This is a genomic window from Microbacterium aquimaris, from assembly GCF_039531285.1.
Classification (GTDB): Bacteria; Actinomycetota; Actinomycetes; order Actinomycetales; family Microbacteriaceae; genus Microbacterium; species Microbacterium aquimaris.
In genome coordinates, this window is sequence record NZ_BAAAPT010000001.1 from 2,039,915 (window position 1) to 2,063,104 (window position 23,190).

Below are 23,190 nucleotides of genomic sequence, written 5' to 3' on the forward strand. Positions count from 1 at the left end.
TCGGTTAAGGTCGCGCACAACCCCTGGAGCGTCGATGCTCGCGGGGCTATGTTCAGGCCATGACGACATCCGATGCCTCGCCGGCGGCCCGTACGTCGAACATCAACGTTCGACGGGGTGAACCGCTCGTCGTCATCGAGCACGTCGACAAGCACTTCGGCGACCTGCACGTGCTCCGCGACATCAACACGGTCGTCAACCGCGGCGAGGTCGTCGTGGTCATCGGGCCGTCGGGATCGGGCAAGTCGACCCTGTGTCGGGCGGTGAACCGCCTCGAGACGATCGATTCGGGGACGATAGCCATCGACGGCGTGCCCCTCCCGGAGGAAGGCCGTGCGCTGGCGAAGCTGCGTGCGGACGTCGGGATGGTCTTCCAGTCCTTCAACCTGTTCGCCCACAAGACCGTGCTCGAGAACGTCACGCTGGGACCGATGCGGGTGCGCGGTGTGAAGAAGAAGGACGCGGTGAAGAAGGCGACGGAACTTCTGGACCGCGTCGGCGTCGCCGATCAGGCCGCCAAAATGCCCAGCCAGCTCTCCGGCGGGCAACAACAGCGCGTCGCGATCGCGCGTTCGCTGGCGATGAACCCCAAGCTCATCCTCCTCGACGAGCCCACCAGCGCGCTCGATCCCGAGATGATCAACGAAGTCCTCGACGTGATGGTGGGGTTGGCCCAGGAGGGTATGACCATGATCGTCGTCACGCATGAGATGGGATTCGCACGCAAGGCCGCAGACCGCGTGTTGTTCATGGCCGATGGAGCCATCGTCGAAGAAGCCGCACCCGAGCAGTTCTTCACGAACCCCCAGAGCGAGAGGGCCAAGGACTTCCTGTCCAAGATCCTCGAGCACTGAAAGGCCCGCCCCGCGTCGCGGGGCGGGAATCGAGAAGAGGTCGCTCCGGCGGCCGAACACAGCAAAGGACGAGACATGAAGCGAGCGAGACTCCCTCTCATCGCGCTGGCCGCGGCCGGCGCCCTGGCGCTGACCGCCTGTGGCGGAGGAGACGACACATCCGGTGACGACGCGGCGGTCGAACCCGCCGAAGACGTGATGTTCGAAGAGGGCACCACCATGGCGGCGCTCAACGAGGCCGGCACGATCACGATCGGGACGAAGTTCGACCAGCCGTTGTTCGGTCTGGTCGGTCCCAGCGGGGACCCGGAAGGCTTCGACGTCGAGATCGGCAAGATCATCGCCGCGCAGCTCGGCATCTCCGAGGAGAACATCGAGTGGGTGGAGACCGTGTCGGCCAACCGTGAGCCGTTCATCGAGAACGGCCAGGTCGACATCGTGGTCGCCACGTACACGATCAACGACGCCCGCAAGGAGGTCGTGTCCTTCGCGGGGCCGTACTACATGGCCGGTCAGTCGATCCTCGTGCTCGCCGACAACGAGGACATCACCGGCGAAGAGGACCTCGTCGGTCAGCCGGTGTGTTCGGTCACCGGGTCCACGCCGGCGGCGATGCTCGAGGAGATCGGGGCCGAGCCGGTGTTGACCGACACGTACTCGAACTGCCTGGAACCGTTGCGCAACGGCCAGGTCGTGGCCGTCTCGACCGACAACGTCATCCTCGCCGGGCTCGCCGCCCAGAACGAGGGCGAGTTCAAAGTCGTCGGTGAACCGTTCACCGACGAGCCCTACGGCATCGGGCTCGCGCTCGACGACACCGATTTCCGGATGTGGATCAACGACGTCCTGGAGGAGTCGTACGCGGACGGTAGCTACGAGCAGGCGTGGAACGACACCGCCGGCACGGTTCTGCCGTACGTCGAGCCGCCGACACCCGACCGCTACTGAGATCGATGAGGGGTGCCCCGCACCGTGCTGCGGGGCACCCCTGACCACCTGACAGGAGGACCGATGGAGCAGCTCTGGTCGTTGATGCCCGAGTTCTGGGAGGGATTCCGGGTCACTCTGCTGTTGCTGGTCGTCTCGGGAGTGCTCGCGCTCATCCTGGGGACCGCCATCGCGGCGATGCGGATCTCTCCCGTTCCGGTGTTGCGCGGATTCGCCGCGGCGTGGACCGAGATCGCACGCAATACGCCGTTGACCCTCGTGTTCTTCTTCACCGCGTTCGTCATGCCCATGCTGGGGGTGCGGGCGCCATACCTGCTCCTGGCCTTCGTCGCACTCACCTACTACACGTCGCCGTTCGTGGCCGAAGCCCTTCGCTCCGGCATCAACGGCGTGCCGGTCGGTCAGGCAGAGGCCGCCCGCAGCATCGGGCTGGGCTTCCGTCAGACCGTCTCTCTCGTCGTCCTCCCGCAGGCGTTCCGGATGACGGTCCCGCCGCTGATCAACGTCTTCATCGCGCTCACCAAGAACACGTCCGTCGCGGGCGGGTTCTTCGTCGTCGAACTCTTCGCCACGACGCGTCAGCTCGCCAACGACAACGGCAACCTCGTGATCCAGATCCTCCTCGTCGCGGCGGCCCTGTACCTCATCATCACGGTCCCGCTCGGATTCGCCGCGGGCCAACTCGAGAAGCGATGGGTGGTGGCACGATGAGCGGATCGAGTGTCCTCTTCGACGCGCCCGGGCCCAAGGCCCGCCGGAACTCCCTGATCGTCTCGATCGTCGCGGCCGTCCTGCTGACCGGGCTCGCCGTCTGGGTGTACCTGATCCTCGCCGCGCCCCGTCAGTCCGGCGGGATCACCCTCCCCGGGATGTTCGACGGGAGCCGATGGGACATCTTCGCCGACCCCGAAGTGTGGCAGTTCATCGGGCGAGGCGTCCTGGCGACCCTGCAGGCCGCGGCCGTCGCCGCCGTGGGCGCCGTGGCCCTCGGCGTCGTCTTCTCCCTCCTGCGCAGCTCCGAGTATGCCTGGGTCCGGGTGCCGACCGCGTGGCTGTTGGAGTTCTTCCGCGGCATGCCCGTGCTGCTGATGATGCTGTTCATCCTCCTCGTCGCATCGACCGGGGCCTTCTGGGCGGTCGTGATCGCCCTGATCATCTACAACGGCACGCTCATCGGCGAAGCACTGCGCTCAGGACTCGCGGCACTTCCGCGGGGACAGCGCGAAGCCGCGTTGAGCGTGGGAATGCGGTACTTCCAGTCCAAGATCCTCGTGGAGTTCCCCCAGGCGTTCCGCCAGATGCTGCCGATCATCGTCGCCCAGCTGGTGGTGTTGCTGAAGGACACCTCGCTCGGGTACATCGTCGGCTACAACGAGCTCATCCGCACGACGATGAACAACCTCGGGAGCTTCTACGGCAACCGCTACATGTTCTCCCTGTTCGTGGTGACCCTGGGGCTCTACCTGGCGATCAACCTCTCCCTGTCTTGGTTCGCCCGATGGCTCTCGCGGCGGACCGCGTCCGGGGGCGGGAAGGTGAAGAAGGCCGGGTCGACTCCGGATGACCCGGACCAGGCGCTCCTGGTCGCCGAGGCCAAGGCGAAGGCGATGCAGTCGCATCGTCGGTGACGGGCCGGCCGGTCGGTCGGTGCGGCGCACGTCGGTAGACTCGTCTCTCGTGTCCGACGAGGCTTCCCCCGAGATCACCCCCGAGGCGGTGGAGACCGCGGTGAACGCCGCGCTGTCCGCCATCGCCGAGGCATCCGACTCCGCCGAACTGAAGGCCGTGCGCGCCGCGCACGCCGCCGAAGGTTCGACGCTGGCCCGCCTGAACGCGCGCATGCGCGACGTGCCGAAGGAGAAGAAGGCCGAGTTCGGCAAACTCCTCGGCCAAGGGCGCGGTCGCGTGTCGCAGGCCCTCGCCGCGCGTGAGGAGGAGATCGCCGCAGCCGAGACCGCCGCCCGTCTGGAGGCCGAGCGCGTCGACATCACCGCCGTGCCCCGCCGTGCACGCACCGGCGCGCGGCACCCGCTTACCCTCCTGCAGGAAGAGATCTCCGACGTCTTCGTCGGTATGGGGTGGGAGATCGCCGAGGGCCCCGAGCTCGAGCACGAGTGGTTCAACTTCGACGCGTTGAACATCGCGCCCGACCACCCGTCGCGCCAGATGCAGGATTCTTTCTACGTCGACCCGGTCGAGCGGCACCTCGTGATGCGCACCCACACCAGTCCGGTGCAGATGCGCTCGATGCTCGAGCGCGACATCCCGATCTACGTGCTCTCACCCGGCCGCGTGTACCGCGCCGACGAGTTCGACGCCACCCACCTGCCGGTGTTCTCGCAGTTCGAAGGGCTCGTCGTCGACCGCGGCATCACGATGGCCCACCTGAAGGGCACACTCGACCACATCGCGCGCGTGCTGTTCGGCGACGAGGCGAAGACGCGGATGCGCGCGAACTATTTCCCGTTCACCGAGCCGTCGGCCGAGTTCGACCTGTGGCACCCCACCTTCAAGGGCGGCGCCCGGTGGATCGAGTGGGGCGGGTGCGGGATGGTCAATCCCAACGTGCTCCGCGCGGCGGGGATCGACCCCGAGGAGTACTCGGGCTTCGCGTTCGGAATGGGCTTCGAGCGGACGCTGATGTTCCGCAGCGATGTGAAGGACATGCGTGACATGGCCGAAGGCGATGTCCGTTTCAGCGAGCAGTTCGGAATGGTGGTCTGATGCGCGTCCCCCTGTCATGGCTGCGTGAGTACGTCGATGTCCCCGACGAGGCCACACCCGAGGACATCCTCGCGGCGCTGGTCTCGGTCGGGTTCGAGGAAGAAGACGTCCACCGCTTCGAGCTGACCGGCCCGATCGTGGTCGGCGAGGTCCTCGAGTTCGCCGAGGAACCGCAGAAGAACGGCAAGACCATCCGCTGGTGCCAGGTGGACGTCGGCGACGGCGTGCGTGGGATCGTGTGCGGCGCCGGCAACTTCTTCGCCGGCGACAAGGTCGTCGTGACCCTCCCGGGATCGGTGTTGCCCGGGCCGTTCCCGATCGCCGCCCGCAAGACCTACGGACATGTGTCGGACGGGATGATCGCTTCGGCCAAGGAACTCGGCCTCGGCGAGGAAAGTGATGGAATCCTCCGGCTGGTCGAGCTGGGTCTCGACGCCCCCGCCGGCACCGACGCGATCGGCCTGCTGGGCCTGGACGACGTCGCGGTCGAGATCAACGTCACACCCGACCGCGGCTACGCGCTGTCGCTGCGCGGTGTCGCGCGGGAGTATTCGCACGCCACGGGCGCGGAATTCCGCGACCCCGCCGTCCGCGACGAGGTCGATGTGCGCATCGACCGGCGCGAGTTCCCGGTGACCGTCGACGACCATGCGCCGGTACGCGGTCGCGTCGGCGCGAGCGCGTTCGTCGCCCGCGTCGTCCGTGATGTCGACCCGACCAAACCCACTCCTTCGTGGATGGTCGCGCGGCTCACCCTCGCCGGTGTGCGGTCGCTGGGCATCCTGATCGACATCACCAACTACGTCATGCTCGAACTGGGCACACCCATCCACGGCTACGACCTCGACGCACTCACCGGCGGCATCACCGTCCGTCGTGCGGTCGCGGGCGAGAAGCTCCAGACCCTCGACGGCAAGGTGCGAGAGCTCGATGTCGAGGATCTGTTGATCACCGACGATTCCGGACCGATCGGCCTGGCCGGCGTCATGGGCGGCGGCACGACCGAGATGGGCGAGGCGACACGCAACGTGCTCGTCGAGGCCGCGGTGTTCGAGCCCGTCACGATCGCCCGCACGGCGCGCCGGCACAAGCTCCCCAGCGAAGCCTCGCGTCGCTTCGAGCGCGGCGTCGACCCGGCGCTTCCCCACGTGGCCGCTCAGCGCGTGGTCGACCTCATGGTCGAGCTGGCGGGGGGTACCGACGACCGCGTGGGCGGCGCCCTCGACTCAGACATCGCACGCACCTCCATCGACCTTCCGCGCGGGTTCGTCCCCGGCCTCATCGGCGTGGAGTACACCGATGACGAGATCGTCGCGTCGCTCGAGATGATCGGGTGCGGCGTCACGACGACCGAGCGCGGATGGACCGTCGTCGCGCCGACCTGGCGCCCGGACCTCACCGACCCGTGGACGCTCGCGGAAGAGGTCGCCCGGATCACGGGCTACGACCGCATCCCGTCTCAGTTGCCGCTACCGCCCTCGGGGCGGGGGCTGACGGCGGCCCAGCGGGGGCGCCGTCGCGTCGCGAACGCGCTCGCTGCCGCCGGATACGTCGAGACCCCGTCGTTCCCCTTCACCACCGAAGAGCAGAACGATCTGCACGGCTCGGCCGACGGCGAACACCTGCCGAGCATCAAACTCGCCAATCCGCTCGACGGTCAGTCACCTTATCTGCGCCGCTCCCTCGTGCCGGGTCTGGTCCAGGTCGCGCACCGGAACGTGTCCCGCGGCCTCACCGACCTGGCCGTGTTCGAGACCGGCACCGTCTTCCTGCCGCGTGCGGGCGTGGCGTACGGCACCGCCCACGTTCCGCCGCCCGCCGTGCGTCCGTCGGCGGCCATGCTCGCCGAGCTCGATGACGCGATCCCGCCGCAGCGTCGCCACGTCGCGGTGCTGCTGACCGGGTCGCTGGTCGCGAAGCAGCCGGGGGAGCCGGCCCGCGCAGCCGATGTCGCCGACGCGCTCGATGCGGTGCGCACGATCGCTCTTGCCGCGGGTGTCGAGATCGACGTGGTCCAAGACACCCGGGCCGCTCTGCACCCCGGCCGTACCGGCACGCTCCGGGTGCGCGGGGAGATCGTCGGGTACGTCGGGGAACTCCTCCCGGCGGTCGCCGCCGAGGCGGCGCTGCCCGGCCGAGTCGTGGTGGCCGAGCTCGACCTCGACCGCGTGCTCGAGCTGGCGGGGGACCGCGTGGTCGCCGATTCCCTGTCGACCTATCCCGCGGCCACGCAGGACGTCTCCCTCGTCGTCGCGGCGGACGTACCGGCCGGTGAGGTCGCCGCGGCCGTGCGCGAAGGATCGGGTGAGCTGCTCGAGGACCTCCACCTGGTCGATGACTATCGCGGCCCGGGCATCACGGAGGGCACGAAGAGTCTCACCTTCGCGTTGCGTTTCCGTGCGGCCGACCGGACGCTGACCGCGGCGGAGGCGACAGAGGCGAAACTCGCCGGTGTCGCCGTCGCCGAGCAGCGCCACGGCGCCGCGATCCGCGACTGAGACCGATCCGAGAGGCCGCCGATGTCGTCGTTCCTGTACCGAGTCGGCCGCTTCTCGGCCCGGCGGCGATGGTGGGTGATCGCCTTCTGGCTCGTCCTCGCGCTCGGAGGCGGTGCACTGTCGAACGCGTTGGGCGGGCAGCTGCAGAGCTCGTTCGAGATCCCCGGCACGCAATCGCAGAATGCGCTGGACACGCTGGAGCAACGGTTCCCCCAACTCAGCGGCGCGAGCACCCGCATCGTCGTCGCGACACCCGACGGCACCGACATCTCCTCCGACCAGGACCTGATCACCTCGGCATGTGAGGACGTCGCGTCGATCGAGGACGTCGCGGTGGTGCAGTGCCCGTACGACATGGCCGCGTCGGGGGCGACGCCGGCGTCGTCGGGGAACACCACCCAGATCTCCGACGACGGGTCGATGGTCTACATCACCGCCGACCTCACGGTCTCGTCGGCGCAGATCAGCGACGACCTGGAAGACCAGATCGAATCCGCGATGAAGCCGGTCGTCGATGCGGGTCTGCAGGTCGCGTACTCGGGTCTTCCCGCGACGGCCGCGTCCGGGGTCGACTGGACCGAGGTCGTCGGCCTCGGCATCGCCTTCCTCGTGCTCGCGGTCACCTTCGTGTCGGTGATCGCCGCCGGGGTCCCTCTGGTCACCGCGCTGATCGGCGTCGGGGTCGCTTCCAGCTCGATCCTCATCGTGGCGGCCTTCGCGCCGGTGTCCTCCACGGCGCCGTTGTTGGCGACCATGCTCGGACTGGCGGTCGGCATCGACTATTCGCTGCTGATCACCTCGCGGCACCGTGCGCAGCTGCGAGAAGGCATGGCCGTGCGGGAATCGGTCGCCGTGGCCATCGCGACCGCGGGCACCGCCGTCGTGTTCGCGGGCCTGACGGTCATGATCGCTCTGCTGGGCCTGGCGGTGGCCGGAATCCCGTTCCTCACGGTGATGGGCGTGGGCGCGGCCGCCGCGGTGCTGTGCGCGCTCGCCGTCGCCGTGACACTGCTGCCGGCGATCCTGGCCGTGCTCGGCCGCGCACTCCGCCCCCGCAGAAGTTCCCCCGAGGGCGACACCGCCGACGAGGCGACCGAGGCGCCGGCGGAGGAGCCCTCGAACCCCGATGTCGCAGATGCGGAGACGGCGGAGGGAGCCGAGAGCGGCCCCGACACCGATGCACCGGACCGCTCCATACCGGCCGCTGCGCGACGACCCGCGTTCTGGGGTCGTCTGGTGACGGCCTCGCCCGTGGTGACGATCGTCCTCGTCTTCGCCGCACTCATCGCCGTGGCACTGCCGGCGATGGGGCTGCGCCTGACGCTCCCCGATGCGGGATACGACCCCGAGGGGACGACGGCGCGCACCGCCTACGACATGCTCGACAGCGGGTTCGGCCCCGGCTTCAACGGCCCACTGGTCATCACCGCCGACATCTCCGAGACCCTGGACGTCGAAGACGCACTGACCGCGCTGGACGACGAGTTCTCCTCGGTACCCGACGTCGCCTCGACCACCCAGGCCGTCCCGAACGAGGCCCTCGACCTCGCGGTGCTCACGATCATCCCCGACAGCGCGCCCGCCGACACGAAGACCGCCGAGCTGGTCAGTACCCTCCGTGCCATGGCGCCGGCCTTCGAGGAGAAGAACGGCTTCACGTACGAGGTGACCGGGCAGACGGCCCTGGCCATCGACATCTCCGACCGCCTCGGCGCGGCGCTGCCGCCGTTCGCCATCGTGGTCGTCGGTCTGTGCATCGTGCTGCTGACGATCATGTTCCGCTCCCTCGCGGTCCCGCTGTCGGCGACGGTCGGCTACCTGCTCACCGTCGGCGCGGCGCTCGGCGTCGCGACCCTCGTGTTCGAGCACGGGTTCGGCGCGGACCTGGTCGGTGTCGTGAAGGTCGGACCGGTGGTCAGCTTCATGCCCATCCTCGTCATGGCGGTGCTGTTCGGTCTCGCGATGGACTACCACGTGTTCCTCGTCTCCCGTATGCGCGAGCGGTTCTCCGAGACCCGCGACGCGCACGCGTCCGTGCTGAGCGGGTTCACCGCTTCGGCACGGGTGGTCACCGCCGCCGCGCTCATCATGTTCTCGGTCTTCTTCTCGTTCGTCCCCGGCGGGTCCGCCATCATCCAGCCGATCGCGCTCGCGCTCGGCGTGGGGGTGTTGATCGACGCGTTCATCGTCCGGATGACCCTGGTGCCGGCGGTGATGATGCTGCTCGGCGACAAGGCGTGGTGGCTGCCCGCCTGGCTGGACAGGCTTCTGCCGAACGCGGACATCGAGGGCGAGGAGGTGCAGCGGATGCGTCGGCAACGTGAGTGGGCCCAGGCGGGGGAGGCCGGCGGGATCCACGCCGAGGGCCTGCGCGTCGGTCGGAGCGAACCGGTCACCTTCTCCGCCGATGCCGGTGATCTCGTTCTTGTCGGCGGTCGTGGTGCCGGCGCCGTCGTCGCCGCACTGGCCGGGCGGGCGGCCGACACGGCCGGCGACCTTCGCGTGTTCGACCGCATCGTGCCCTTCGATCGCTCCGCCGTCACCCGAACCGCCGCATACGTGCCCGTCACGCCCGACCCGCCGGCCGGGGAGAGCGTCGAGGAGAGGTTGCGCGCCCGCACCCCGAAAGGCCCGTTCCGTGAGGAGCGCGCGGTCGAGGCCGCGCAGACCCTCGACCTGCTGCTGGACGTGCTGCGACCCGGCGGCGCGCCGGAGATCGCCCCGGACACGCCGGTGGCGCACCTCGACGACAGCGGACGGTGGGCACTGGATGTCGCCGCCGCGCTCGCCGGTGGACGGCCGATCGTCGCCGTCGACGTGACGGGACGCGAGCCGGCGGCGCAGCTCCTGGCCGTGGTGATCGCACGGGTACCGCACGCCTCGACGGTGATCGTCGCCTCCGACGCGCCGGCACCGGCCACCGACCGGACCGTCGTCCGCGTCGCCGCCGGGCCCCGCATCTCGACCGGGGCGGAGGTCTCCGCATGAGCACGTTCTGGCCGATGACCCCCTCGCCCGCCGTCGGACGGGCCCGCTGGCCGATGATCATCGTGATCGCGCTCGCCGTCCTCGCCCCGGTGCTCGTGGTGCTGGCATTGGCACCGCGCACGAGTACCGCAGCGGTCCCCGCCGCGATCGTGAACCTGGATGTGCCGATCCAGGACGCCGATTCGACGGTCGCCGCCGGGAAACTCCTCACGCAGAACCTCGTGACCTCGGACGACGACATCGCATGGACGCTGACGGATGCGGACACCGCGTCCTCCGGCCTCGCCGACGGCACCTTCCAGGCCGTCGTGACGATCCCGAGCGATTTCTCCCAGACGGTCTCCAGCATCTCCGGCGACGATCCTTCGGTCTCGACCTTGGCGGTGCACACCAGCACCGAGCACGGCTACGTCGGCGGCGTGGTCGCCGAGGCGGTCGCCGTCGGCCTGCCCGCCGACGTCTCGCAGGAGCTCACCCAGGAGTACATCGCGGGGACCCTCGCCGCCTTCACCGAACTCCACGACGGCCTCGCCGAACTCGCCGAGGGCGTGGACGATCTGCAAGAGGGGACCGACGCGGCGGCGGCGGGGGCGGATGAACTCACCGACGACGCGCAGGTGCTCGCCGAGGGGCTGGCCGAGATCGACCGGGTCATCGACGCGCTACCGGCCGTCGCCACCGACCTCGGGACGCTGAGCGCGGACGGCGCGGCGGCCTCGGCGCGACTGGCCGAGTCCCTCGCGGCGTCGTCGATCGTCCTCGCGGAGCTCGCGGTCGAGCAGAGCCTCGGCGTCGACGCCCTCGACGCCCTCGAAGCGGTCATCGTCGCCGACCCGAGCGCCCCGGCCGGCGATCTGCTCGACGACGTCGCAGCGTTGAAGGACGGTGCGGCGTCGGTCGAGGCGGGTATCGCCGAGCAGAGTCGTGCCCTCGCCGAAGATGCCGCCGACGCCGTCGTGATCGCCGTGGGGGCGGAGGGCATCGCGCTCATCAGCGGCCCCGTCGCACAGGGGTTGACGACTCTCTCCGCGCTGACCGACGAAGCCGCGTACGGGGCGGTTCTGCTCGCAGAGGGTGCCGGTTCCCTCGCGTCGGGTCTGGAACAGCTCGGTGCGGCCACGGCGGAGGTCGCCTCCGGCACGGAGGGGGCCGCGGACTCCGTGCCGTCCTACACCGAGGATCAGCAGAAGGAGATCGCCTCGGTCGTCGCCCAGCCGATCACTTCGACGATCGACATGGTCGCGGGCCCCCCGAACGCCCTCGCCGCCACGTTGGCCTCGGTCGTCCCGGTGGCGCTGTGGCTGGGCGCCATGGCGACCTTCATCGTGGTCGCACCCTTTTCCCGGTCGCAACTGACCACCTCGCGGTCGCCGGTGAGGATCGCCCGGGACAGCGCCCTCGTCGCCGTCGGCGTCGGCACGCTCCAGGCGGTTCTGGTCTGGATCGCGATCGCCCTTCTCGGATCGCCCCCCGAGCGCCTGCTCGTCGCGTTCGGGCTGACCCTCGCCGCGGCCGTCTCGTTCGCGCTGGTCCACCAGGCCCTCGTGGCGCTGCTGGGTCGCATCGGACTCGTCCTGTCGGCCGTCGCGCTCGGGCTGCAGCTGGTGGCATCGGGCACCCTCATCGCCGGCGTGCACGACCCCACCGTGGCGCTGCTTCCGCTGAGCGTGGCCCTGCAGGGAGGCGAGGCGCTGATGGGGGGATCTCTCCACGCCGTGCTCGCGGCGGCGATCGGTCTCGGGGTGTGGGCCATCCTCGCGGTCGTCGCGACCGGGGTCGCCGTCGCCCGCGAACGCCGACGCACGCTCGCCGGGCTGGTCGCCGGAGCCCCGTCGCGATGAGGCGGTGCGATTTGCCCTGCCCGCGACGGCGCGACTATCGTCAGCCCCATGCTTCCGGCTGCCTCGGTCCCGACGGCGCCCTTCCCGGGCCCGGTGCTCGTCGTGGGCCCGGAGCCCACGCGCGCCGCGTCGCAGCGCCGACGCCACCTCGGTTCGTTCCGTCGCGGCCGCCGACTCTAGGCGACCTCGCACGCGGTCCCTCCCGGACCGGCGGGTGTCGCCGTCTCCCGGCTCCGACTCCTTCGAAACTAAGGTGGAACCATGACCTATTCGGTCGCCGTCTCCGGCGCATCCGGCTACGCCGGCGGTGAGATCCTCCGGCTGCTCGCCGCTCACCCCGACATCGAGATCCGCACCGTCACGGCGCACTCGACCGCCGGACAACCTCTCATCCAGCACCAGCCGCACCTGCGATCGCTGGCGCACCTGACCATCCAGGAGACCACCCCGGAGGTGCTCGCCGGACACGATGTCGTCTTCCTCGCCCTCCCGCACGGGCAGTCGGGGCAGTACACCGATGCGCTCGGAGACGCGGCGCTCGTGATCGACGCGGGCGCTGACCACCGCCTCGAGTCGGAAGAGGCGTGGAACGCGTTCTACGGCGGTGATTTCCACGAGCCGTGGACCTACGGCGTGCCCGAGCTGATCATCGGTGGCGGCAAGCAGCGCGCGCGCCTGGCCGGCGCGACACGGATCGCCGCGCCGGGGTGCAACGCGTCCACGGTGAGCTTGAGCCTGGCGCCGGGTGTCGCGGCGGGCGTGATCGACCCGTCCGACATCGTCAGTGTGCTCGCCGTCGGCCCCTCCGGTGCCGGCAAGGCCCTGAAGACGAACCTGCTGGCCGCCGAGATCCTGGGGACGGCGAACCCCTATGCGGTCGGCGGCACGCACCGTCATATCCCGGAGATCCGGCAGGCCCTCGCCGCGGCGATGTCGGAGAATCGATCCGATGTCGGAGGTTCTGCGCAAAAGTCTCCGACATCAGCGCGTTTCTCCGACGGACAGGGCATCGGTATCTCGTTCACTCCCGTGCTCGTGCCGATGTCGCGGGGCATCCTGGCCACCTCCACCGCGCCGATCGTGCCCGGGACGACGGATGCGCAGATTCGCGACGCGTGGGAGTCCGCCTACGCGGACGAGACCTTTGTGCAGCTGCTCCCCGAGGGGGTCTTTCCGCGCACGGCGGATGTCGCGGGGGCGAACACGGCCCTGCTCGGCCTCGCGATCGACCGGTCGGCGAACCGCGTCGTGGTCGTCGCCGCCGTCGACAACCTCGTCAAGGGGACGGCGGGCGCGGCCATCCAATCCATGAACATCGCGCTCGGACTCCCCGAGGACCGGGCCCTCAGCATGAACGGAGTGGCTCCGTGAGCGTCACCGCACCGCAGGGATTCGAAGCAGCCGGCGTCGCCGTCGGTCTCAACTCCACCGGCAAGCCGGACGTCGCCGTCGTCGTGAACCGCGGTCCGCGCAAGACCGGGGCGGCGGTGTTCACGTCCAACCGTGCCAAAGCGAACCCGATCCTGTGGTCCGAGCAGGTCGTGAAGGACGGTGCCGTCGAGGCGATCGTGCTCAACTCCGGAGGGGCGAACTGCTTCACCGGCAGCTTCGGGTTCCAGACCACCCACCAGACCGCGGAGAAGGCCGCGGACCTGCTCGGGATCGGTGCAGGGGACGTGGTGGTGTGCTCGACCGGGCTCATCGGGACCGGAGACGAGGTCTTCCGGGGCAAGGTGCTCGAGGGCACCGAGAAGGCGATCGCGGCGTTGTCGACCGACGGGGGAGAGGACGCGTCCCTGGCGATCATGACCACCGACTCGCGCCCGAAGCGTTCGGTACGCACCCGTGACGGGTGGACGATCGGCGCGATGGCCAAGGGCGCGGGGATGCTCGCCCCGGGACTTGCGACGATGCTCGTGGTCGTCACGACCGACGCCGTGCTCGAGCCCGCCGACGCCGACGCCCATCTGCGCGCCGCCACGCGCGTCAGCTTCGACCGGCTCGACTCGGACGGTTGCATGTCGACCAACGACCAGGTCACGCTCCTGGCCAGCGGCGCATCCGGGGTCGCTCCGGACCCCGACGCCTTCCGGGCCGCGCTGATCGAGGTGTGCACCGATCTCGCGATGCAGCTCCAGGCGGACGCGGAGGGCGCCAGCCACGACGTCACGATCGAGGTCGTCGGCGCTGTGACGGAGGACGACGCGGTCGAGGTGGGGCGCTCGGTGGCCCGCAACAACTTGTTCAAGGCGGCCATCTTCGGAAACGACCCGAACTGGGGTCGGGTGCTCGCCGCCATCGGCACCACCGACGCACAGTTCGACCCGTATGACGTCGACGTGTCGATGAACGGTGTGCGTGTGTGCACCGCGGGCGGCCCCGACCGGCCCCGCGAGGACGTCGACCTGACGCCGCGTGCGACGCACGTGTTGATCGACCTGCGGGTCGGCGACGCGGCGGCGACGATCTACACCAACGACCTCACCCACGACTACGTCCACGAGAACAGCGCATACTCCTCATGACCGACATCCAGGACACCGACCCGACCGCCGCCAGCGCCAGGGTGGAGGCGATGATCGAGTCGCTTCCGTGGCTGCAGCGTTTCCGCGACCAGATCGTGGTGATCAAGTACGGCGGCAACGCAATGGTCTCCGACGAACTCCAAGAGGCCTTCGCCGCCGATATCGCCTATCTGCGCCATGTGGGGGTCAAGCCGGTGGTGGTGCACGGCGGCGGACCGCAGATCTCGTCGATGCTGGACCGCCTCGAGATCCCGAGCGAGTTCAAGGGCGGCTACCGCGTCACCACCACCGAGGCGATCTCGGTGGTGCGCATGGTGCTCACCGGCCAGATCAATCCGCAGCTGGTGGCCAGGATCAACGCGCACGGTCCGCTCGCGACGGGGCTGTCGGGGGAGGACGCCGGGCTGTTCACCGGGCGCCGGCGTGGCGTCGTGCTCGACGGTGTCGAACACGACCTGGGTCGCGTGGGTGATGTCGTGAGCGTCGATCCGCAGCCCGTGATCGATCAGCTCGAGGCCGGCCGCATCCCGGTCGTCTCCAGCATCGCCCCCGACCGGGACAACCAGGGGCACTCGCTGAACGTGAACGCGGATGCGGCGGCCTCGGCCCTCGCGGTCGCCCTCGGCGCCGCGAAGCTCGTCGTGCTCACCGACGTCCCCGGGCTCTACGCCGACTGGCCCGATCGCGATTCGCTGGTCTCGCATCTGACGGCGAGCGAATTGACCGCGATGCTCCCGAGTCTGGAGTCGGGGATGATCCCCAAGATGACCGCATGTCTGCACGCGGTCCAGGGGGGTGTCGAGACGGCGGCGATCATCGACGGGCGCGTGCCGCACTCGGTGCTGGTGGAGATCCTCACGAACAAGGGAATCGGGACCGAGGTGGTGAACGGATGAGCGACGCGACATGGCGGGACCACGCAGGGCGTGATCTGGTCCGCAACGTGGGAGATCGATTCGCGCTGTTCGTGCGCGGCGAGGGCGCCTACGTGTGGGACGAGGGCGGTACACGCTACCTCGACTTCCTGGCCGGCATCGCGGTGAACTCCCTCGGTCACGCGCATCCGGTGTTCGTGGATGCGGTGGCGACGCAGGCGGCGACCCTCGCGCACGTGTCCAACTACTTCGCGACGCCTCCGCAGCTGGCGCTCGCGGCCAAGCTCAAGCAGCTCGCGGGGACGGGGCCGCGCGGTCGCGTTTACTTCGCCAACTCGGGTGCCGAGGCCAACGAGGCCGCGTTCAAGCTCGCACGTCTGCACGGCACCGCGCGCGAGGGGCGGGCCGCGCGACCGCGCATCCTGACGCTCGAGAACGCCTTCCACGGGCGCACCATGGGAACCCTCGCCCTCACCGGCAAACCCGCCATGCAGGAACCGTTCCTGCCGATGGTGCCCGGTGTCGAGCACATCGCACCGACCGTCGAGGCGCTCGAGGCCGCCATGGGCGACGACGTCGCCGCACTGGTCATCGAGCCGATCCAGGGAGAAGCCGGCGTGGTCGACCTACCCGACGGGTATCTGCATGCGGCACGCGAGCTCACCTCGCGCCACGGGGCTCTGCTGATCGTCGACGAGATCCAGACCGGCGCCGGGCGTACGGGCCGGTGGTTCGGGTTCCAGCACGCCGCGATCGTCCCGGATGCGATCACGGTCGCCAAGGGCATCGGTGGGGGGTTCCCGATCGGCGCGCTGGTCACCTTCGGAGACACCAGCGAACTGTTCTACCCGGGGACGCACGGTTCGACCTTCGGGGGCAACGCCCTGGGCACCGCCGTGTCATTGGCGGTGCTGGGCGAGATCGAGCGCGCGGATCTTGTCGAGAACGCCTCCGCACGCGGCGCACAGCTGCGGGAGCGCATCGCGGCAATCGGATCCCCACTGGTGGCGGGCACGCGCGGCCGGGGTCTGCTCATCGGCGTCGCGTTGCGGCACCCTGTCGCGGGTGCGGTGGTCGCCGCCGCGCAGGAGCACGGCCTCATCGTCAACGCCGCCAACCCGTCGACGGTGCGGGTGGCTCCGCCGCTGAACATCGGCGACGTCGAGATCGATGACTTCATCGGACTGTTCACCAAGGCGCTGGCCACGGTGGAGGGGTCCGTTCTGCTGGACGCCGACGAATCGGCCACGACGGAGGTATCCGCATGACCCGCCACCTGCTCCGCGACGACGACCTCACCGCGGCCGAGCAATCCGAGATCCTCGACCTCGCCCTGGCGTTGAAGAAGGATCGCTGGAAGCTGAAGCCGCTCGAGGGGCCGCAGACGGTGGCGGTGATCTTCGACAAGTCGTCGACGCGCACCCGGGTGTCCTTCGCGGTCGGCATCGCCGACCTGGGAGGGTCTCCGTTGGTGATCTCGACCGCGAACAGTCAGCTGGGTGGGAAAGAGACCCCGGCGGACACCGCGCGGGTGCTCGAGCGCCAGGTCGCGGCGATCGTGTGGCGGACCTACGCGCAGGCCGGCCTCGAGCAGATGGCGAAGGGGACGCGGGTGCCGGTCGTCAACGCGCTCAGCGACGACTTCCACCCGTGCCAGCTTCTGGCGGATCTGTTGACGATCCGTGAGCACAAGGGCGACCTCGAGGGGCTCACCCTCGCGTTCTTCGGCGACGGTCGCAGCAACATGTCGCACTCGTACATCCTCGCCGGGGTGACGGCGGGGATGCATGTGCGGGTCGCTTCGCCGGAGCACTATGCGCCGCGTGACGACGTGATCGCCGACGCCGACCGTCGTGCGGCCGAGACGGGCGGGTCGGTGACCCTGTTGACCGATCCTCACGAGGCCGCCGCGGGAGCCGACGTGGTCGTCACCGACACCTGGGTCTCCATGGGCAAGGAGGAGGAGAAGCTCGCGCGTCTTCGGGACCTCGGCGACTACAAGGTCACCACCGACCTCATGCGCCTCGCGCAGGACGACGCCATCTTCATCCATTGCCTTCCTGCCGATCGCGGGTACGAGGTCGACGCCGAGGTCATCGACGGTCCGCAGAGCGTCGTGTGGGACGAGGCCGAGAACCGGCTGCACGCGCAGAAAGCGCTGTTGGTCTGGCTGTTGCGCCAGGACTGACCCGACGCGGAACCGGACCGGAGCCGACCGGAAGGCGGGGCGGGGTGACACCGATGATCGGCCTGGCGCGCGGGTGGGATCAGCTGAACGGCCCCCGTCGCGTCGCGGGGGTCGATCTGGCGCGCGGTCTCGCCGTGATCGGGATGCTCGCCGCGCATCTGCTGTGGCTGGGCGACAGCGTCGAGCTGGGCGATCCCTCCACCTGGGCGAACCTCGCCTCGGGTCGGTCGTCGATCCTGTTCGCGACGCTGGCCGGTGTGTCGCTCGGCCTGCTCACCGGCGGGGCCCGTCCGGTGACCGGTCGGCGGCTCGGGATCGCCCGGCGGCGCATCGCCCTGCGTGCGGCGATCCTGTGGGTGCTCGGGATGCTGCTGATTGCGACCGGGGTCCCGGTCTATGTGATCCTCCCCGCCTATGCGCTGCTGTTCCTGCTCGCGCTGCCGGCGCTGGCGCTTCCGGCGGGGGCGCTGTTCGGCACCGCGGGGGCGATCGCGGTCGTCATGCCGTTCGTGCAGGTGCTGCTCGACGACCTTCCGTTGTGGGCCACGCCGCCGGGGGAGGCCCTCGCCCTCGTCATCGGCTGGCAGTATCCGTTCCCGGTGTGGATCGCCTTCGTCCTGGCCGGTCTCGGCCTCGCGCGCCTCGACCTCTCGCGTCGGACGGTTCAGCTCGGCGCGGTCCTGGTCGGTGGCGTGCTCGCCACCGTCGGGTACGGGCTGAACGCCGTGAGCGGGCTCGGACCCGCGGACGAATGGGCGTCGTATCTCGGCGCCGTGTGGACCGCGCGTGCGCACTCGAGCGGTCTTCTCGAGGTGATCGGTTCCGGGGGCTTGGCCGTGGCCACGATCGGCGCGTGCGTGCTCGCGTGCGCCCCCTGGTGGCGGCCCGGCGGCATGAGCCCGATCGGATGGGGCGTGCTCCCGATCCGCGCGGTCGGGGCGATGCCCCTCAGCGCCTACACCGCACAGCTGGTCGCTTGGGCGATCATCGCAGCCGTGGTCCTCGGCGACCCCGGGGACCTCCAGGGATTCCGCGACCTCGATCCTTTCTGGCCGTTGACGATCGCGCTCGTGATCGCCGCGACCGCGTGGGCGCTTCTGCTCGGACGTGGGCCTCTGGAGGCGGCGACCGACCGGATGACGCGGGTCCTCATCCCCGACGGTCCCGCGGCCGAGAGCACCCGTCCGCCTCGGTAGGCTGACACGGTGAGCGAAAGCAAGAGCGAAGGCACGAACGAAGGCGCCCTGTGGGGCGCGCGATTCGCGACGGGTCCGTCGCCCGAGCTGGAGGCTCTCAGCCGGTCGACGCACTTCGACTGGGCGATGGCGCCCTACGATCTGGCCGGTTCGCACGCGCACGCCAAAGCGCTCGCGGCGGCGGGGTACCTCGATGCCGACGAGGAGGCGGCCATGCATGCGGGCCTTGATGCGCTGGCGGCCCGCGTCGCCGAGGGGACCCTCCTTCCCGCTCCGCACGACGAGGATGTGCACGGAGCGCTCGAGGCGGCGCTGATCGCCGAGATCGGGCCGCACCTGGGCGGGAAACTCCGTGCGGGGCGCAGTCGAAACGATCAGATCGCGACGCTCGTGCGTCTGTACCTCCTCGACCACGCCCGCCTCATCGCCCGCGACCTCCTGCGGGTCATCGACGCGCTCACCGCGCAGGCCGAGGCACATCCCGAGGCCATCATGCCGGGACGCACGCACCTCCAGCACGCGCAGCCGGTGCTGCTGGCCCACCACCTCCAGGCGCACGCGTGGCCGCTGGTGCGCGATCTCGAGCGTCTGCGCGACTGGTCGGTGCGGGCGTCCGTATCGCCCTATGGCGGGGGTGCGCTCGCCGGTTCGACGCTGGGGCTCGATCCCCAGCTCGTCGCCGAGGAGTTGGGGCTGGCCCGTCCGTCCGAGAACTCCCTCGACGGCACATCCGCCCGTGACGTCGTGGCGGAGTTCGCATTCGTCGCCGCGATGATCGGAGTGGACCTTTCCCGACTGTCGGAGGAGATCATCCTCTGGAACACCCGGGAGTTCGGCTTCGTCACCCTCGATGACGGGTACTCGACGGGGTCGAGCATCATGCCGCAGAAGAAGAACCCGGACATCGCCGAGCTCGCCCGCGGGAAATCCGGACGCCTCATCGGCAACCTGTCCGGACTGCTGGCGACCCTCAAGGCGCTCCCGATCGCCTACAACCGTGACCTGCAGGAGGACAAGGAGCCGGTCTTCGACTCGGTGGCCACTCTGGAGCTCGTGCTCCCGGCCTTCGCGGGGATGATCGCGACCCTCCGGTTCGACACTGTGCGCATGGCCGAGCTCGCGCCGGCCGGGTTCTCCCTCGCCACGGATGTCGCGGAGTGGCTGGTCAAGCGGGGAGTGCCCTTCCGTGAGGCCCACGAGATCTCGGGAAGCCTGGTGCGTGCGTGCGAGGAACGCGATCTCGACCTGCACGAGGCATCCGACGAGCTCCTGGCCTCCGTCTCCACGCATCTCACACCGGAGGTCAGGGACGTCCTCACGATCGAGGGGTCGGTGGCGAGTCGGACGGGTGTGGGGGGAACGGCACCGGAACGGGTGGCCGAGCAGCGCGTGGAGCTCGTCGAGCGCGCGCAGACCGCCGCGCACGCGCTCGGGCTCTGACGTGGGCCGGGCGCCCCGTCACCAGATGGCGAGGCGGACGGTCGCGGCGATGACGCTCGCCCATACAAGGCTCGCGAGCGTGCCGATGATGAATCGTTCCCGCGCTTCGGCGGAGGCGAGTTCGGAGAATCGTCCGATGCCCTTGAGCGCGACGACCACCGCGAGGCCCTCGGGAAAGCCGACGAGGATCGTGAGGGTCGTCGCGACGCGTTCGAGGTAGCCGATCGTGGTGCCGCCCAAGAGCACCTCCCGGACACCCGGGGGGGTCGTCGTCGGGGGTCGTTCGCAGCAGGATGCCGCCGTGCTGCCCGTCTCGGACGGTGCCTCTGGTGGCCCGCCGCAGCACTTCGCGGGTGAGGGGATTGCCGCCCACGACCGCGACGGAGCATCCGAGCAGGGCGACCGGTAGCGCCAAGCCCACCGGGAGATCGACGGGGACCACGATCACGACGATCAGCATCACCGCAGCGATCGCCGCCGCGATCGTGAGGATCAGCGACGACGCGCGACGGGTCGTGACGATCACTGCGACGAGCGCGACGGACATGCCCAGCAGGAGCGCGAGGGCCACGCTCAGAGTGGTCACCGGTTCCGGGAGGATCATCCCGTCAGTGTGTCACGGCCCGTCGACGTCACTGTGGGGGCGGTCGGCGTGCTCCAGCAGATGCACGAGTGCCGGTACCGCGGCCTCTTCGAGCCGGAGGCCGGCGGCCTTGGCCCGAAGGCTCACGGCACCGGGGCTGATGCCCAGCCGCTCCGCGGCGTCACGCTGGGTCATACCTTGGGCGAGCAGGTCGTGCACCTCCCAACCTTCCCGGCTTCGACGGTCGCGAAGATCGATCAGCAGAGCCACCAGTGCGGCGGTGTCCTCGGCGACGACACCGCCGGTGATCGCGCATCTCGACGGCGACGACTTCGCGCGCTCCACGGCCTCGCGCGCAGCGACGAACGCGGCGCCGCGGCCGGCCCGCACACTCTCGGGGAGCGGGTCCTCGACCGCACCGACTCCTACCCCGACGCTCCAGTCGCCGCGTCGAGTCAGCGCGAGCAACGCCGTCAGCGTGAGGGAGGGGTCGGCGGTCGCGACCTGGATCTCGTCTCCGGCGGTGCGCTCCGGCTGCGCCGCCCACCGGTCGGTCCCGAGTCGGTTGAGCAGATCGAGTCCGGCCGGGACGAGATCTTCGCCGCGGCGGCTGTCGCGCTGGTCGCTGGTGATCACGAACATGTCTCTAGATTAGCTCACAGGCATAATCATGCACACGATTAGCGTAAAGACTAAATACTTCGTGGCGCGCGCCCGGTGGTGCGTGGCGCCGCTGATAGCCTTTCACGGTGTCTGAAACCGTCGTGAGCGCGGTCGCCCCCGCCAATGACCCGGCGTTCGAGAACGTCTGGGATGAACTCGTATGGCGCGGACTCGTGCATGTGTCCACCGACCAGGAGGCGTTGCGAGCACTGCTCGGTGGAGACCCGATCACCTTCTACTGCGGCTTCGACCCGACGGCGCCGAGCCTGCACCTGGGCCACCTGGTGCAACTGCTCACGATGCGGCGCCTTCAGCTCGCCGGCCACCGGCCCCTCGGGCTCGTCGGCGGCTCCACGGGTCTGATCGGTGATCCCCGCCCGACGGCGGAGCGCACCCTGAACACACGCGAGACCGTCGCCGAGTGGGTCGAGCGACTCCGCGAGCAGGTCCAGAGGTACCTCAGCTTCGAGGGGGACAACGCTGCGCGGATGGTGAACAACCTCGATTGGACGGCCCCGCTGTCGGCCATCGACTTCCTGCGCGAGATCGGGAAGCACTACCGCGTCGGCACGATGATCAAGAAGGATGCCGTGAGTGCGCGGCTGAACTCCGAGGCCGGCATCAGCTACACGGAGTTCAGCTACCAGATCCTCCAGGGACTGGATTTTCTCGAACTCCACCGGCAGTACGGCTGCATGTTGCAAACCGGCGGCAGCGACCAGTGGGGGAACCTCACCAGCGGCACCGACCTGGTGCACCGTGTCGAGGGCGTCTCTGTACACGCCATCGGCACCCCGCTGATCACGAACAGCGACGGCACCAAGTTCGGCAAGAGCGAAGGCAACGCGATCTGGATCGATGCGGAGCTGACGAGCCCGTACGCGTTCTACCAGTTCTGGCTCAACACCGATGATGCGGACGTGATCGAGCGTCTGAAGGTCTTCACGTTCCTCACGAGCGCGGAGATCGCGGAGTACGAGCAGCGGGTCCGGGAGGAACCGTTCCGCCGGGCGGCCCAGCGACGACTGGCGCTCGAGGTCTCCACGCTCGTCCACGGGGTTGCGGCGACGGAGGCGGTGATCGCGGCTTCGGACGCATTGTTCGGCAAGGGTGATCTGACCTCCCTCGACGCGACGGTGTTGCGGCAGGCCCTCCACGAACTGCCCCATGCGCGCGTCGCCGCGGGCAGTCCTGTCGTCGACGCGCTGGCGGGTACCGGTCTGGTGTCGAGTCTTTCCGAGGCGCGCCGCGCGATCGCGCAGGGTGGCGTCTCACTGAACGGTGCAAAGGTCGATGACGACACGGCCACCGTCTCGGGCGACCTCCCCGGTGGCGTGGCGGTGTTGCGTCGCGGCAAGAAGACGCTCGCAGGCCTCTTCGTCGGGGACTGACCGCGACACGAGAACGGGGGGATGACCGGGTGCCGTTCACCACGAGCCGCGCCGTCACCGCGCTGCCGTTCCCACGGAGACCGATCGTCCCCACAGCGGTCCCGGTGGCGCCCTCGGCATCAAGGCGTCCCATCGGCGACGAACCCCGTGATTTCGCGGAAACGAGCGTGCGACACGCCCGGGGTGTGAGCTGGGTTTGCCGGGTGTGGGGATTCGACGTAATGTATTCCTTGTTCGCCCCAAAGGGGAGAGCGGAGCGGCCGGAAGGCCCCGCCCCCTCAAGTAGCGGACCACCCCAACTCCTCACGGTTGAAGTACTTCGGTATGAGGCGTTAGGATTGGGGTTCTCGCCCTTCGGGCACTGAATCCTCCTGGATCCTTCGGATCTGCTGTGGGTGGTTCGGGAGCCGGTTGTGGTGGGGTATGATTGTGAAGTTGCCCTTCTGGGCCTGCTTGGTTGTGGGCTGGTTGGTGCG

Annotated in this window: 18 protein-coding genes; 16 read left to right on the plus strand and 2 right to left on the minus strand. The window is 69.5% G+C overall.

All coding sequences use genetic code 11. From position 1 onward, the window contains the following. Positions 1-59 precede the first annotated feature (59 nt). From ABD204_RS09345 to argH, 15 genes are all read left to right on the plus strand, one after another. Complete coding sequence (locus ABD204_RS09345) at positions 60-854, plus strand: amino acid ABC transporter ATP-binding protein (protein ID WP_194425232.1); 795 nt, start codon at positions 60-62, stop codon at positions 852-854. A 75-nt stretch (positions 855-929) separates the two neighbouring features. Further along, positions 930-1,802: a glutamate ABC transporter substrate-binding protein gene (locus ABD204_RS09350; protein ID WP_194425233.1), complete on the plus strand. Its 873-nt coding sequence runs from the start codon at positions 930-932 to the stop codon at positions 1,800-1,802. A gap of 63 nt (positions 1,803-1,865) precedes the next feature. Then, a complete protein-coding gene (locus tag ABD204_RS09355; protein ID WP_194425234.1) occupies positions 1,866-2,513 on the plus strand; it encodes an amino acid ABC transporter permease in 648 nt (215 codons plus the stop codon). Next, positions 2,510-3,430, plus strand: a complete 921-nt coding sequence (locus ABD204_RS09360; RefSeq protein ID WP_194425235.1) for an amino acid ABC transporter permease — start codon at positions 2,510-2,512, stop codon at positions 3,428-3,430. Before ABD204_RS09355 ends, ABD204_RS09360 begins: the two co-directional genes overlap by 4 nt. A 49-nt stretch (positions 3,431-3,479) precedes the next feature. Next, the gene (gene pheS / locus ABD204_RS09365) at positions 3,480-4,526 is read left to right on the plus strand and encodes a phenylalanine--tRNA ligase subunit alpha (protein WP_194425236.1); all 1,047 of its coding nucleotides are present in this window, start codon (positions 3,480-3,482) and stop codon (positions 4,524-4,526) included. Further along, a complete protein-coding gene (gene pheT / locus ABD204_RS09370; protein ID WP_194425237.1) occupies positions 4,526-7,024 on the plus strand; it encodes a phenylalanine--tRNA ligase subunit beta in 2,499 nt (832 codons plus the stop codon). Before pheS ends, pheT begins: the two co-directional genes overlap by 1 nt. Before the next feature lie 21 nt (positions 7,025-7,045). After that, on the plus strand, positions 7,046-10,012 hold the full coding sequence (locus ABD204_RS09375; RefSeq protein WP_194425238.1) for an MMPL family transporter: 2,967 nt from the start codon (positions 7,046-7,048) through the stop codon (positions 10,010-10,012). Further along, positions 10,009-11,853 (plus strand): YhgE/Pip domain-containing protein, encoded by a 1,845-nt coding sequence (locus tag ABD204_RS09380; protein WP_194425239.1) that lies wholly within the window; start codon positions 10,009-10,011, stop codon positions 11,851-11,853. Before ABD204_RS09375 ends, ABD204_RS09380 begins: the two co-directional genes overlap by 4 nt. Before the next feature lie 261 nt (positions 11,854-12,114). Continuing rightward, entirely contained in the window at positions 12,115-13,224 is a 1,110-nt protein-coding gene (gene argC, locus ABD204_RS09385) for an N-acetyl-gamma-glutamyl-phosphate reductase (RefSeq protein ID WP_194425240.1), read from the plus strand. Further along, entirely contained in the window at positions 13,221-14,378 is a 1,158-nt protein-coding gene (argJ, locus tag ABD204_RS09390) for a bifunctional glutamate N-acetyltransferase/amino-acid acetyltransferase ArgJ (protein WP_194425241.1), read from the plus strand. Before argC ends, argJ begins: the two co-directional genes overlap by 4 nt. Further along, positions 14,375-15,274 carry an acetylglutamate kinase gene (gene argB / locus ABD204_RS09395; RefSeq protein WP_194425242.1) on the plus strand — a complete coding sequence of 300 codons (900 nt, stop codon included), beginning with the start codon at positions 14,375-14,377 and terminating at the stop codon, positions 15,272-15,274. Before argJ ends, argB begins: the two co-directional genes overlap by 4 nt. Beyond that, entirely contained in the window at positions 15,271-16,521 is a 1,251-nt protein-coding gene (locus ABD204_RS09400; protein WP_194425243.1) for an acetylornithine transaminase, read from the plus strand. The genes argB and ABD204_RS09400 overlap by 4 nt, the downstream gene beginning before the upstream one ends. Then, a complete protein-coding gene (gene argF, locus ABD204_RS09405) occupies positions 16,518-17,441 on the plus strand; it encodes an ornithine carbamoyltransferase (protein WP_194425244.1) in 924 nt (307 codons plus the stop codon). Before ABD204_RS09400 ends, argF begins: the two co-directional genes overlap by 4 nt. 53 nt (positions 17,442-17,494) lie before the next feature. Next, positions 17,495-18,637, plus strand: coding sequence for a heparan-alpha-glucosaminide N-acetyltransferase domain-containing protein (locus ABD204_RS09410; protein WP_194425269.1), 1,143 nt, complete (start codon positions 17,495-17,497; stop codon positions 18,635-18,637). A gap of 9 nt (positions 18,638-18,646) precedes the next feature. After that, positions 18,647-20,077, plus strand: coding sequence for an argininosuccinate lyase (gene argH, locus ABD204_RS09415; RefSeq protein WP_194425245.1), 1,431 nt, complete (start codon positions 18,647-18,649; stop codon positions 20,075-20,077). An 18-nt stretch (positions 20,078-20,095) separates the two neighbouring features. Here the strand turns inward: argH and ABD204_RS09420 are convergent, their stop codons facing one another. After that, positions 20,096-20,317 carry a hypothetical protein gene (locus tag ABD204_RS09420; protein WP_241748068.1) on the minus strand — a complete coding sequence of 74 codons (222 nt, stop codon included), beginning with the start codon at positions 20,315-20,317 and terminating at the stop codon, positions 20,096-20,098. Positions 20,318-20,693: 376 nt separating this feature from the next. Further along, positions 20,694-21,302 (minus strand): DNA-binding protein, encoded by a 609-nt coding sequence (locus ABD204_RS09425; RefSeq protein ID WP_194425246.1) that lies wholly within the window; start codon positions 21,300-21,302, stop codon positions 20,694-20,696. A gap of 107 nt (positions 21,303-21,409) precedes the next feature. Here ABD204_RS09425 and tyrS point away from each other — a divergent pair, with 107 nt between their 5' ends. Beyond that, positions 21,410-22,714 carry a tyrosine--tRNA ligase gene (tyrS, locus tag ABD204_RS09430; protein WP_194425247.1) on the plus strand — a complete coding sequence of 435 codons (1,305 nt, stop codon included), beginning with the start codon at positions 21,410-21,412 and terminating at the stop codon, positions 22,712-22,714. Positions 22,715-23,190: the final 476 nt, after the last annotated feature.

Coding starts and splice junctions, on each gene's coding strand:
- ABD204_RS09345 (WP_194425232.1), top strand. CDS start 60: ATGACGACATCCGATGCCTCGCCGGCGGCCCGTACGTCGAACATCAAC.
- ABD204_RS09350 (WP_194425233.1), top strand. CDS start 930: ATGAAGCGAGCGAGACTCCCTCTCATCGCGCTGGCCGCGGCCGGCGCC.
- ABD204_RS09355 (WP_194425234.1), top strand. CDS start 1,866: ATGGAGCAGCTCTGGTCGTTGATGCCCGAGTTCTGGGAGGGATTCCGG.
- ABD204_RS09360 (WP_194425235.1), top strand. CDS start 2,510: ATGAGCGGATCGAGTGTCCTCTTCGACGCGCCCGGGCCCAAGGCCCGC.
- pheT (WP_194425237.1), top strand. CDS start 4,526: ATGCGCGTCCCCCTGTCATGGCTGCGTGAGTACGTCGATGTCCCCGAC.
- ABD204_RS09375 (WP_194425238.1), top strand. CDS start 7,046: ATGTCGTCGTTCCTGTACCGAGTCGGCCGCTTCTCGGCCCGGCGGCGA.
- ABD204_RS09380 (WP_194425239.1), top strand. CDS start 10,009: ATGAGCACGTTCTGGCCGATGACCCCCTCGCCCGCCGTCGGACGGGCC.
- argC (WP_194425240.1), top strand. CDS start 12,115: ATGACCTATTCGGTCGCCGTCTCCGGCGCATCCGGCTACGCCGGCGGT.
- argB (WP_194425242.1), top strand. CDS start 14,375: ATGACCGACATCCAGGACACCGACCCGACCGCCGCCAGCGCCAGGGTG.
- ABD204_RS09400 (WP_194425243.1), top strand. CDS start 15,271: ATGAGCGACGCGACATGGCGGGACCACGCAGGGCGTGATCTGGTCCGC.
- argF (WP_194425244.1), top strand. CDS start 16,518: ATGACCCGCCACCTGCTCCGCGACGACGACCTCACCGCGGCCGAGCAA.
- ABD204_RS09410 (WP_194425269.1), top strand. CDS start 17,495: ATGATCGGCCTGGCGCGCGGGTGGGATCAGCTGAACGGCCCCCGTCGC.
- ABD204_RS09425 (WP_194425246.1), bottom strand. CDS start 21,302: ATGTTCGTGATCACCAGCGACCAGCGCGACAGCCGCCGCGGCGAAGAT.